Raw genomic sequence first — 13,469 nt, forward strand, 5'->3', positions numbered from 1 at the left:
GACTCCCTGGAGTCCTCATTTTTTTTATGCATCAGTATCAAGCAAACCTTGTAACTGTTTTGTTAAATCATCTAACTGTATAAAAGAATCCATGATAGTCTTTATTCGCTGATGCTGTTCTTCCACATGTGCTAATATTTCTTCTGTTTGAGAACTCGAATGCTGAGTAACACCCGATACTGAGACGATTTCATTTGACATAGCCGCTGATACTTCTTCTAGTTGTAACAGCATCATTTTTACTTTCTCAGCTTGTGAAGCTACACTTGCCGTGTTCTCTAAAATTAATTCGAAATTGTCCTTCGTTTGTTTTGTAGCAGAAATACTAGTAGATACTGATTGTTCACCTGTTTCAATATGTTTTGTCACTAACATTGTCTTTTCTTGAATTTCGGTCAATATTTGACTGATTTCGATTGTTGACCTCTGAGAACCTTCAGCTAATTTACGAACCTCTTGGGCAACTACTGCGAAGCCTTTCCCATGTTCTCCAGCTCTTGCTGCTTCGATGGCAGCATTCAAGGCTAAGAGGTTTGTTTGATTAGAGATTTCACTTATTGAAGTTAAAATGTCTCCTATTTGATTCGTTTGTATATTTAATTCTCTTAGTAATTGACTCGATGTTGCTATTGACTCATTCACCTGATTTATATGTAAAGAGAGTTCTGTCACGTAGTCATTACCAGTAATTGTAAGATCTCTTGTTTGTGAGGAAATAACGCCCATTTCCATTGATATTTTTGAAACATTTGAGACTACTTCTTTCGTACTCGACATTGACTCATTCATATCTGCTACACTGACTGCTTGTGCCTCCACGCCCTTTGTTACTTCAGCAAAAGCACTTGTTAATTCATTAGAGATTGTTGCGGTTGCTCCTATATTTCCTTTTAATGTTTCACTAAAATTTGTTATCACTTGTACCGAATTTCCTACCTCTGTTAATAACTGGTCTACTTTTTCTTTTCCTTCTAACATTGCTTTATGTTGTTGGTCCATCTGCTGCTGCATTTTCTCGCCTATTCTTGCCTGCGATATTAATACACCCGTAATAACGATGTACATTACATTCATTGATAGAAAGACTTTATGGTCAACCCCAAAGAACATCTCATCGCGATATGCCCAAAAGAAGTAATTGGACAAAATCAAACCAGAGATCGATGCTGCTGCGATCGAGCGATAGTTATGATATAGGGTCATAAATGCAACAGCAACATATATCATAAAATAATTTGATAGTTTTGGAGATGTAAAGACCATAACAAAGATTAATATACTAAAACCAACAACCACAACATATTGGATATATTGGACAAAAATCTTTTTTATCGTCATAAACGAAATGGTTCCCACTGCCAAAATTCCTGTGATGGTAAATGCAATAATTCCACTTGATGGTACTTGTGAGATGAAATTACTAGCTAGTCCTAAACCGAACGAAAACCATAATAACTTCATAAGTAACTTGTTGCGCTCTTGGATTATTTGTAGATGATCAGCCATTGAAGTCTCCCCTTTTATAATCTTTGTTTTGTCTGAAAAAGTGATGAATATGTGTTCATTACCTTTAAATTAACACAAAATTTAAAAATAAAAAACAATTTTTTTCATGATTTGTCAAATTGTGTAGTTTTATAAGAATGCTGTTTTCGCAAAGTTTGTTGCTTTCGTAAAAATCCCAAAATCCGGATTTTTACACAAAATACTAAGAATTCACAACTAAGTTAGTTAGTATTGCTCTTTTCTTACATAATTTATTGGCTGATATCTTCATCTAGGGTATTTTTCCGATTATTTTAGGCTGAAAAAGCCACAATGTTTACGAAAAGAGCCTATAAGAAAAAGCTGATTTAAAAGGACAACGTCCTTCTAAATCAGCTTCTTTACTTAATTAAAAACAGTCTCCAAGACTTTTGACGACTTGCAATTGGTCATGTGAAAGATCTCCTTGGAGTGGATCGATATAAATAGCACTCATCCCCATTTGAAGTGCGGGGGCGATCTCGTTGATAAAGTTATCACCGATAGAGACTACTTCTTCTGGCTTCACTTCATACTGTTCAATGATTTGTTTAAAAATTTCTACTGTTCTTGAAGGCTTTTGAGCAGAAGTTACAATATGCTCAAAAATCCCATCTAGATTTAACTCTTTTAACAAACGACCTACATCATCAATATCACTGTTCGTCACAAGAACAATTTTTTTTGTTTCTTTTAGTTTCTCAAGGCCTTGTCTAACACCAGGAATTTGTTCTAATTGAAATTGTTCAGTCACCATATATTCCTTCGTTTCAACATATCGAGGATAACATTTCTGCACGCCATAATGCTTTGCAGCCACGAATGGTAGCCACCAGCCATCCCCAATTGCAATCATTGTTTCAAAATTGAAGGCTAACAGACCACTATATAATTCATTTTTCTTTTCTTCGGACAACTCTTCTCCAGCCCAGTTTTCTGCTTTGACTACTTTTAACGTAAACGGGTCAAGAGTTAAAACCATATCACGCTCTACGTCATATGCTTTTCCAATCTTCACAGGATGATCTCCGGTCTTCATTTTTTCATAATCAATCCGAAACGCCTCTTTATTTTCTTCTGCTACGTCCAACAATAGTCGTTCAGCATAATAATCAAAGTGATCCGTTCCCTCATATAAAGTTCCATCTAAATCAAATACAAAAACTTGTCCATTTCTAATCATTTGTTCCATATGTATCGCACTTCCTTTCTACCTGTACTTAAAAAGAGTAGTATAATCTTTCAAAGAAAACAAGTAACTTACTATTAAAAGAAAATTTAGATTTGTTAATTCTATTAATAAGAGACTACCTGAGGGGTAGTCTCTACTAATATTTTATATTATACGTTGTAGTGTTATACTACGTTGACGATTTTCTTCAACAAGTTGTTCATTTATTTGTGCTTTTAGCGCACGCTCAAGATCAACTCTAGATAATTGTCGTTTCGTAATGGTAATTGTTAAAAAGAAAATATTAAATACCATCCTAAGACCTCCCTTCAAATAACCGTAATTAGGTTAAGCCTTTCACCTTTTTGTACCAAGCTAATACTGGAAAGCAAATTCTCATTGACATTTAAAAAACCTCCTTATGATTAGATTAGAAAGATTAAAAAACTTATAGAAATTTCATTTGTTCAAACTGCTTAGATTTTGATCGTTCAATATGTGATTCGATCTTATTCATTTCATATGCTTTTTCAATTTCATCACTAGAATATTTGCGTTTTGATATCGTTATAGTGAAAAAGAATAAATTTACTAACATAACCTCACCTCCTTCAAATTCCATTATTTATGATTGAACAGCTAAGAAATCTTTTACCATTTCTTCACTGGCAATTCCCTCTTTACCTCTGGTTTTATTTTATAAAGTTTCCCTCTGCCACTAAACAGTCAGAAGTTGTGAATTTCTTCAGTCTTAAGACTGATACTTAAAACAAAAAACCACAGGGAAATAGGCCCTGTGGTTTAGCTTTTGACATACTTATTCGTACATCTTTCAAAAATTAAAAGCCACAGGATCTACACGGTCCTGTGGCATAATAAATTATTTTATAATTCCAATGATTGATAAAATAACTACGCTTCAGATACCGAACGAAAGATATTTAGTTGGTTAACGATTGATACCATTCCTTTATTCATGATCATTTCGTTCAGCTCCTTTCAAGGTATATTTATCTTACATAGGAAATTATATCCAATAATAGAGAGTTTGTAAACATTAATTTTAAAAATAATTTAAAGCTGGATATAAGCCTGTTTAGGTGCGTTTGTCTTTTTGAGGAACGCCATTCTTTTTATTACATTCCTAAGCTCTTCCTCATACGTAGTAGATAACGGTATTGTATAAAACCCTTCTTTGCCACCCCTCATAAAAAATAAAGACAGATCCTTTACATCTCGATTATATGTTTGCTCAAAAGCCATTTTGTATAGGTAGAGTTGCGGTGTGTAATAATCAACTAACTCATTGTAATTTGAGCTCTTATTCGTTTTTAAATCAATCAAATGATACTGACCATTCTTTTCTACGATTTTATCGATTTCACCAATAAGTTGAACTTCTTCAATTTCTACTATAAATGGCCATTCATTCTCAACCGTAGACCCTAAATCTAATTCTTCTAGTATGTGGTAATTTTGAATAAGTTGATCTAACCCTAGTTCGTATTTGTTTTTGTCAAACTCATCTTCTACAATGGCTAGAGCTTCCTCTTTCGCCTCAGCCAAGTCGTAACCATTATCTAATAGTTCACAAGCTCGGTGAACGATTGAACCAAGAGTTGCGCCTGATAAGCCAACAGAACCATCATTTCTCCATTCTGTTTCCGTAGTTTCTCTTAACCATTCATCTTCAATTTTTACAATATATTTATAGTAGTAGTTTAAGGGGTCATTAATAAAAGTCATAACTTCAGAAACAGAAAAACTCTGTTGAACTAACTGTTTGTTTACATTAGCAGGTGGTTGATAAATTGTTCCCTCATCTTCCCATTTATCCAACTCAGGTACCTGATCTATTTCTTTGATGAACGGATGCAAATGTCCGTTTTCTTCTAATGCGCGAGTAAGCATGTCATACCAAGAATCACTTTTATTCTTTGCGACAGTCGATAAGACTAAATAGTCTCTTGCCCGAGTTACAGCTACATAAAATAATCGCTTAGCTTCCTCAATTGCTTGGTCTTTAGAGCGAGATTTAATTGTTTTAAATGAAGGTGAAGATTTTTCTTCTGGGCTTTTCAAAGGATCTACTTCTTTTTTATACTGCAAGGCAAGGCGAACGTCTTTATCAAATCGGATACTACCTGAATCCCCTTTAGGACCTTTTGCTAAATCAGGTAGAAAAACAATTGGAAATTCTAGTCCTTTTGAAGCATGTACAGTCATAATATGAACCATATTTCCTTCAGCAAGCTCAACTTCAGCTTCGCCTTCTTTCTCAGACAAGGCTGCTATCTGTTTCACTTGTTTTAACAACTCATCTAGGGAAGCGGTTTGAAACTGTGCCAAAACATCAATTAACTTTTCCACGTTCTTAATTAATTGGATATTGTTTCTTTGAAGCAGCAACATTGACTTTAAACCTGAATTCACAAAAAAATCTGTTAAATACTCTTTCATTGAAGATTGAGGTATATAAGGAACAAACTCTTCATAAAACTGTTTTAACTTTTCTAGTGCTTCTCGAAGATTTTGATCAATATGACTATCAGTTTGAAAGTGTCCCCCATATATATAGGCTGCCAAACTAGTTTCTTCTTCTAAGCATTCATCAATCGTTAAAAATCCTTCTACTGAAACTCCGAATAAAGGACTACGTAATAATGAAAGAATATAAAGTGGCTCCCATGGGCGATTAACCCAGTTTAGAAGTGTGAGCATATCTCTTACTTCTTGCTTTTCATAGAACCCAACTCCACCGTAGACGACATAAGGAATTCCTTTATCTTTTAATGATTTCTCTAACTTTGCTAACTTCGTTCTAGCCTGGATTAAGATGGCAAAATCACGCCATGTAGCTCCTCGCCACGTCTCTTTATCGGCTACTATTGGATCTTGCTTGCTCATGATTTCGAGCATTCGATTCGTAATCACTTCATATTCAGATTGTAGAACTTCATCATCATTAGTATCATCAGTTTCTTCTTTCTCGTTATCTACTTCAGCTGGAATCGTAATCAACTCAACACGACACTTTTGTTCTTCGCTTCCATTACGATGACTATTGATATTCGTATAATTAATTTTATAGGAAACGTCTGAGCTTGATTCTTCGCCACCCATGATCTCATTAAACGCCTCGTTTACAAATTGAATAATGCTATCACAGGTTCGATAATTTGTGCTCATATTAATAAAGTCGCTGTGATGGTCTTGTTTAGAGTATTCAACTAACTCTTTCATCAAACTAACATCAGCACCTCTGAAACTGTAAATCGATTGTTTACCGTCGCCGACGACAAATCTGTATGCTGGTTTAATATATAGCAACATATTCATTTGAAGCTGATTTGTATCCTGGAACTCATCAATCATCATATGCTTGTACTTTTGTCGGCAAGCGTTTTGCACCGCTTCATTTTCTAAAAGTGAAATTGCTCGTTGCTGTAAATCTGAAAAATCTAGTGCGGCACGTTCACGTTTCACTGAGTCATACCGCTCATGAAATACGGTAAGCATATGAGAAAAGAGTTTAATAATTTCTCTTAACTCTTCAATTTCTGCTTCTGTTGGTAATTGAAGTTTTTTCCACGTATCTTTCAGTGGTTTAAAGTACTGATCATATAACTCAAACAAAGGAGGATTACTTTCCTGCCATGCATTGTTGATTTTTTTCGGCATAGAATCTACTAGCTCGATAAAAAGGGTTTCAGGATCAGTCAATGAGTGTTCACTAACAGTTCCAAAATGCTCGATAATCTTCTTTTGAGCTTTATCTGTCTCCTCTAACATCATGATATAAGGCCTGACATTTCTATAGAAACTCTCAAGTACGTTTTTCTGATCAGTTTTAATAGAGCTTAATTGAAGTTCAATAATTTGTTCACTATCAAAGAATTCCTCTATAGAAGAAACGGTTGCAACTATTTCCTTCATCTGACTATACACTGATTTTACCGAATCTTTTAACTGATTTCGTGTGTAATAGTTAAATAAAGGTTGCCACATCCGGTGGTAGTCCGGTGAGTCGAACATCTCTTCAAATATGTCAATTTGAATAAGCTTAGCTTGGATGTCATCTAGTATCGTAAAATTTGGTGTGATATCTGCTTCAAAGGCATATTCATGTAACAGCCTGTGGCAAAAACTATGGAATGTTGTTATTAATGCTCCGTCCAACGCCTCTTTTTGTTCTAACCAATATTTCCTCGCTAAAGGCTGCTCTTCTTCTTGATAACTAGTTTCAACCGATCTCCGTTTCTCTTCAATTCGTCCGCGGATACGATCTTTCATCTCTCGGGCTGCTTTCTCAGTAAAGGTAATTGCGACAATTTCATCTACTGCTGCCCCTATCGCTGAGCTTTCATTCCCTAATTTTTCTTGAAGCTTTTGTTCACATAGATAAATAAAACGTTCAGTTAATACCCGGGTTTTTCCTGACCCAGCTCCTGCTGATATTACAACGAGAGGTTTTTCACTAAAAATTGCTTCTTTTTGTTCCTCGTTAAAATTCATCATTTCCACTCACCCTCGCCTTCTTCAATTTGATCTTGGGTGACTCGACAAACAGGTTTATATACACAACTGTTAATACACTTCAAAGGTCTAACTGAGAAGTCCTTACTACTGCCATTCAAGAGTTCGACTAAGCGCTCTTTTAATTGATACTTTGCAAGTAGAATTTCAGACGAAAGGGTCTCCTCTTTCGTAGCTCGATAATTTACTGAGAACGGACTATTTTTCCCAAAATGTTCTTCCCGCCAGACACTATTGCCGGCTCTTTTTAAAGGATCTCTTAGAGAAATATAGGAAGCTCCGTGAGCTGTCACGTTTTCTGGTACACTTGTGAAAATATTAGATAGATCAATTTGATAATGACCGTTTAATAAGCGTTTTTCCATCGCCACTAAATATAACGGTAATTGTAGTTTCAAACCTGGCCTAACTTCCTTATCAAAATTTAATGAAGCAAGTCCCGATTTGTAGTCATAGATTACAAAGCCATGCTCATCAATATCAATTCTATCTATTTTCCCAGTTAACGTAATCGTTACTTCCTCATTCAATTTAAGATCAAGTTCAATCGACTCTTCTAAACGGAAGAGGTGCATCGTTTGAAGTTGTTTATTTTCCCAAAAGTGTTTTTTCTCAGCAAGCCACCATTTGCGCAACTTCTTTTGCCAGTCTTCTTTTTCAATTGATAATTGTAGTTGTGAAAAGTCTAAATGCTGTTGTTCAACTACAGCCCACTCATCTTCGAAAATATCCATTAAAATATGATCAGCTTCCTCTGTCATTTCTGCTGTAAACGTAGAAAAAGGCTTACCAATTAAATTCAATTGTTTATAAAACTTCTCTATAATCGCATGTAGCATTGAACCTACATCTCGAAAATCAATCGTAGTTCTTTTTTCAGTTGGCTCCTTAACATTTAGAATTCGTTCCAACGCATATTTAAAAGGACACATCGCATAGCTTTCAAGCATCGTGACCGACATCTTTTCACGCTTTAATTTTCCGTGCCATTTTGCTGATACTTGCTCAATTCCTGCTTCTAGAAAGTCAAGAGTATGAACCATTGCTTGTAATCGCATTGGAATGGAAGAAACACGTTTTCCTAAGCCAACATGATAGGCTATCTTTTCTTCGTAATCATAGGTAGAAAAGCTCTCATTTTTTGCAAAGCGATTGACAGTACTATATTTTCTATCAATGATTTGCTGTTTCCAAGGCTCTAAATATCCTGAAGGTAATAAAGGATTATGGGGATCAACACCAACTACATATGAAAATGAAAGCTTGTCCGCTAATAGAAACAATTGTTGAAAAAAGGCATCATCCTTCTTCCTAAACAGTTTGCTAGTAGGTGCCGCAAATGGTACAGGAAGTTTTTTTAAATCACTTTCTTGTAGATAACCACCTAGTTTATGCCCCTTTGGAAATGTTCCTTCATTCAGCCCAAGAACGTAGATATGCTCTCCTTCAAACAAAGCAATATCGCGAAATGAGTATAGTTGAACTCCTTTTAAAGGTGCCCGTTCAATATAAATTGTTCCTCTTTGTAATCCCTCATAAAACCACTCTACAAATATTTGATAATGGACTTCTAGTTCTGAAAGTCCTTGCTCCTGTAACATTTCTATTTTTTGATTAAGGAATGCTAGTAAAAAATCATAAGCTTTCCACTCAAACCGAATTTGTTGAAGCTTTTTTGTATTTTCATCTTGTAGTAAATGTTTTTTCCAGTTATCCGTTAATTCGCTCTTTGCTAATAAATCTCTTACTACTGAGAGGTAATAAACTAAACTGGCTTTTTTGGGTAATTCTTGTCGAAACGAAATAAACTGTTCAACTGCTTCTTTCATTTTCTCTTCTAAGGATTCGCTCTCGATATACGCCTTCTTTTTTGTCATATAGTCAAAGCTCTGTAAGAACTGAAGTCTTAACAAAGTATCAATTAAATCGAGAGAGTCCCATCGACTAGAAAACCTGCCGCTATGCTTTAACAAAGACTGATAAATAAATTGAAAAAGTAACGAGTCAGTTACGTTCTTTTTTATCGGCTGCTTTATTGGTATGTCTTTCTCTCTGGCTACTTTTAGTAACATGTCAAGATAGGCTCTTTCATCAGCTAAGAGGATACCTACATTCTTTATGGCTTGTTCATCGTACTTTTGACTAATGTCATCTAGAACACCATAGACTTCCTCTTCCATCGTAGTAGCTGAACTTACTTCAACAAGAGGTAGTTTCTCAATTTGAATTTCCTCTGATTTTTCAGCATGAAAACCTAATATAGAGAGCTGATCTAATGTTTCTACTAGAATTTCAGCATGATCAATTTCTGGCAAATACACAGTGATATCAAACCCCAGAGATACAAAGTATTGAATAACCATATATTGAAGAGTACTAAAGTCTAAATAGCCATCAATGACGATGCCGCCTAAATTTAAGCTGTCTTCCATTTGTAACGAAACTGCTTCATGAATACGATTTTCTGGGTCTAGTAAACGTTGTTTCTGAACCCACTCTAATTCGTATTCCTGAAATACACTTTGCATTTGTTTATACTGAGGTGGCAATTCGTGAATGCTTACGCCGATTCGTTTTAATTGACCATACGTCTCAGCATATGCTTTCGCTTTATGTCGAAGCTCCTCAGATGGTTGAAGAAATCTCTTTTTATCTCTAGCAATGAGTTCCTGGAAGAATAATGTCCGCTCCGTTTCTGATACAGGGAAAAATTCTACTTTTGCTTTTTTAAGAACTAGATCTGCTAAGTCATCAAATGTTTTAAATGCCATACCAGCTTTGCGTTTCCTGGCTTCTTGGAGATACTTATTAGAAGGTAATATGTAATAAATAGGTTTCCCTACTTCTTTTTGTTTTCGGAAATGCTGGGTGAGTCGGTCAACATTTGCCACATCTGTTAACGGCGACGGTTTTACAACTAACATCTCTTAACCCTCCTTACAATATAATAAACAAAAATAAGAATACACGTTCTTATCTATTTTACATTAATTAGGTGATAGATTCAAGAATTACTAGATCTATAGTAACGATTGCTCTAGCTCTTGATGTTTTCTTAAAGTTACCTGTTCTTTCGACCAAAGTAAAGCTAAAATCACTAATACACTTCCACCTAGAAAGAAGCTAAGAAAGAGACCATTTTGATAACCTATGATAAAATATGCCAGTATTGGCCCTAATGCTGCGCCAAAATCTAAGAAGACAGTGTAATAGGTCATAACTACGTTCAGATCAGATTTCTTGCCAACATCGGCAGCTATCGCATCTATCAGTGTTGTTAAGATAGTCGATGAAAACATAAATAAGAAGGTGATGCTAATCCAAATTGGCATTGGCATGCCTACTGGAAGTAATGAAAAAGATATCGCTCCTGTCATAAGAAAGAAGATAAACAAAGGGAGCCTGCCTTTGTTACCGTCTGAAAGTTGACCAAACCTCATCGCAACAAATGGTTCCCAAGCCCAACGTACTCCTTGTATGATCCCTGCTAATGCCGTAATCCCTAAAGTAAATCCTATGATGTTTATTTCATTCGTAAACAGCTCCTGCATAACTAGACTAAGTGTAGAAACAAACATCCCTTGAATGATTAATGCTAGTAACAGACCGCTCACAATAACTAACATGACTTGTTTTGTCACTAAACTTTTCAATGAATCTATATATGGTACCCCCATTACTTTCTCAGAGTTCACTGAGGGTACTAACCAACTAATAAGCGGAAAGCTGGCAATCATTAAAAGACCGAAACAGATCGATACAAAACTAAATCCGTAGATGCTTACTAGAATACCTCCGAGCAACATTCCGAATAAACTTCCTAATCTGTAAAGTCCATTATATAATCCCATAAGTCTTCCACGATTTTCATCAGTGGCGTACTCGATCACTGTAAACATACCGCCTAGCCTTAAAAACGACCAAGAAATACCCCATAGACAACGCAATATAATCCAGATAAATAACCCGTGACCAATACCATAACCTACCGTAGTAATAACTGCTAGAATTACGGAGATGATTAGTCCTAATTTCAAGGAAATTTTTCTATATACCCAGCCTACAAACGGATTAATCGGAATTCGAATTAGTCTGTTAAGCGATAGTATTAAACCCACTTCCCATAGGGACTGTAGACCAACCTCTTTGTAATAAATAGGTAGAGCAATGTAAAGCATTGAGTCTCCTAATAAACAAATGGCTGTAACTAATGCTACAGCTGTAATCGTCTTTTGACTATTGTTCTTATTAATATTCAAGTCCATAAGATTATCTCCTTCACGTAAAAACGGCGATACACATTCAGTATCGCCGTATTCCTATTATTCATTTAAACGATTTGTAATGACTTTCTATTCATTTTAAAGAATTCTGCAACACCGTCTTGATCATGATGAGTGGTAATGTATTTTGCAACTTTCTTTGCCATGAAACGCCCGTTTTCCATCGCAACTCCTGTACCTACATTTTTCAACATTTCCACATCGTTTGGCCCATCACCAAATGCGACCACTTCTTCGGGCAAGATTTGAAAATAATGTAAGACTGTTTGTAAGGCGTGCCACTTCGTTACTGACTTTTTCGTCATTTCGAAGCTGTCTCCCCAATTGGCTATTTCAAAACGTGCTAGTAAAAGCGCTAACGCATCCGAAGCCGATGAAACATCCTTAAAATGGACAGAAAGTTTTAAGATAGGCTCATATGGTGCTGGGACTGCTCCAGTTGGTTCAACTGGCCAATTCTCAGTTATATAGTTCCCTACTAAGTTTATCATCTGATAATTTGCCTTCGATGTATGGCTGATCATCACTTGCGCAGAATCTGAAACTTTTTCAAATGCATGTTCCACTTCTTTAGGTGTAATGATTGACTGTTGAACTACCTTCTGTTCTTGACGATCAAAAATAACTGCTCCGTTTAAGCTTATTATCGGGGTATCTAACTGTAATTCCTGATGATATTGCAAAGTCATATTTATCGGACGACCAGTTGCTAGAATTACCTTTACCCCTTGCTCTTTTTGTTCTAATAGAAACTCTTTATTTTGACTTGAAATCGTTTCATCCTTCTTTAATAATGTTCCATCTAAATCTAGGACAATCGCTTTGTAGTTTGTCATAACATCCTCCTTCTATTACCCTACTAATGGCTTTGAGTACTACGTATAAGAAACCGGCTCTTCCTCTGATTTCTACTTTATCACCCATTCTTTAAGGAAATTTAGTGGGTTCTTTAAGTAAGTGTAAAAGTTTAGGAGATTTGTTAAGATTAGAACGAAAGTTTACACTCTCTCTGGAATTGAAATTAACCCACGTTTTACATAGCTCTTCACGAGATTTAATTTATGATCTAACTGAATAATTGCAACAAAGGGTTCATCAATCCTCGATTGATATCGTAAATCAAACCAATGGACTTCATAGCCGTCATGCTTCTTAACGATTTTTGCATGTAAGTAAGGCGAATATTGAAGTAGTTGATGAACAAAGCGATTTTTCATTGCTGCCTTAATAATTTGATTATCACCACAGTTCTTATCCAATACTTTTGACCAACTTACCTTTCCACGCTTGTATTTTCCTAACCTATAATGATTTTCACAACTAGCTATAACAGTCCATGAAAATACGCTAAAAGAAGGTAGTATCGTATACACTTCATTCTTCTTCGCATCAACGGCTTTTAATACTTTTTGTGCCATGAAAAAACGAAGGGAAATATAACTGAGGATAAATAGAAATACAAATGAAAACGTATATCCAGGCTGAACACCATTGATCCATAACACAATTCCAATGACTTGTAGGGTCATAACAACTGGATCAAAAATAGGTAGAATATTTAATGCAATCCACTTCTTTGTGAAAGGGCGAAACGCCTGTGTACCATAAATATTACAAATATCTGATAGAACGTGTATGATCACGGATATCAGTGTCCAAAGGAACAAGGTGAAAAAGAATGAGCCACCATAAAACAATGAAACTAGTAATGATAGTAAAAACGACAAAAGTAGAACAGCAGGTATTGAATGACTAATGCCCCGATGCTCCTGAACATATGTTTCATTTCCCTTATATTTGAAAAGAAAGTCGATATCAGGTGCATTTGAGCCGATGACTGTACACAATAACACCCCAACTACTAAATCTGGATGACTTGCTATCGTAGGATCTAAGAAAGACAAACCTGCAAGACTAATACCTGTCGTTACATGTGTCGTTGTATCCATCGTCCT

At 35.6% G+C, this 13,469-nt stretch carries 9 protein-coding genes; all 9 read right to left on the reverse strand.

Annotation, left to right across the window (positions count from 1 at the left end; translation table 11 throughout):
* Window positions 1-24 precede the first annotated feature (24 nt).
* The 9 genes from DS745_RS18655 to DS745_RS18695 all read right to left on the reverse strand — a co-directional run bounded on the left by DS745_RS18655 (window position 25) and on the right by DS745_RS18695 (window position 13,463).
* The gene (locus tag DS745_RS18655) at window positions 25-1,506 is read right to left on the reverse strand and encodes a methyl-accepting chemotaxis protein (RefSeq protein ID WP_129079723.1); all 1,482 of its coding nucleotides are present in this window, start codon (window positions 1,504-1,506) and stop codon (window positions 25-27) included.
* Window positions 1,507-1,894: 388 nt separating this feature from the next.
* Window positions 1,895-2,716 (reverse strand): HAD family hydrolase, encoded by an 822-nt coding sequence (locus DS745_RS18660; protein WP_129079724.1) that lies wholly within the window; start codon window positions 2,714-2,716, stop codon window positions 1,895-1,897.
* A gap of 144 nt (window positions 2,717-2,860) precedes the next feature.
* Window positions 2,861-3,010 carry a YrzI family small protein gene (locus DS745_RS18665; protein WP_129079725.1) on the reverse strand — a complete coding sequence of 50 codons (150 nt, stop codon included), beginning with the start codon at window positions 3,008-3,010 and terminating at the stop codon, window positions 2,861-2,863.
* Between the two features lie 133 nt (window positions 3,011-3,143).
* Window positions 3,144-3,293 (reverse strand): YrzI family small protein, encoded by a 150-nt coding sequence (locus tag DS745_RS18670; protein WP_161568315.1) that lies wholly within the window; start codon window positions 3,291-3,293, stop codon window positions 3,144-3,146.
* A 476-nt stretch (window positions 3,294-3,769) separates the two neighbouring features.
* A complete protein-coding gene (locus DS745_RS18675) occupies window positions 3,770-7,213 on the reverse strand; it encodes a UvrD-helicase domain-containing protein (RefSeq protein ID WP_129079727.1) in 3,444 nt (1,147 codons plus the stop codon).
* Window positions 7,210-10,155 (reverse strand): PD-(D/E)XK nuclease family protein, encoded by a 2,946-nt coding sequence (locus DS745_RS18680; protein ID WP_129079728.1) that lies wholly within the window; start codon window positions 10,153-10,155, stop codon window positions 7,210-7,212. Before DS745_RS18680 ends, DS745_RS18675 begins: the two co-directional genes overlap by 4 nt.
* A gap of 96 nt (window positions 10,156-10,251) precedes the next feature.
* A complete protein-coding gene (locus tag DS745_RS18685; RefSeq protein WP_129079729.1) occupies window positions 10,252-11,496 on the reverse strand; it encodes an MFS transporter in 1,245 nt (414 codons plus the stop codon).
* Between the two features lie 65 nt (window positions 11,497-11,561).
* Window positions 11,562-12,350, reverse strand: a complete 789-nt coding sequence (locus tag DS745_RS18690; RefSeq protein ID WP_129079730.1) for an HAD family hydrolase — start codon at window positions 12,348-12,350, stop codon at window positions 11,562-11,564.
* A 162-nt stretch (window positions 12,351-12,512) separates the two neighbouring features.
* Window positions 12,513-13,463 (reverse strand): metal-dependent hydrolase, encoded by a 951-nt coding sequence (locus DS745_RS18695; protein WP_129079731.1) that lies wholly within the window; start codon window positions 13,461-13,463, stop codon window positions 12,513-12,515.
* Window positions 13,464-13,469 lie beyond the last annotated feature (6 nt).

The sequence above is a fragment of the Anaerobacillus alkaliphilus genome, from assembly GCF_004116265.1.
Classification (GTDB): Bacteria; Bacillota; Bacilli; order Bacillales; family Anaerobacillaceae; genus Anaerobacillus; species Anaerobacillus alkaliphilus.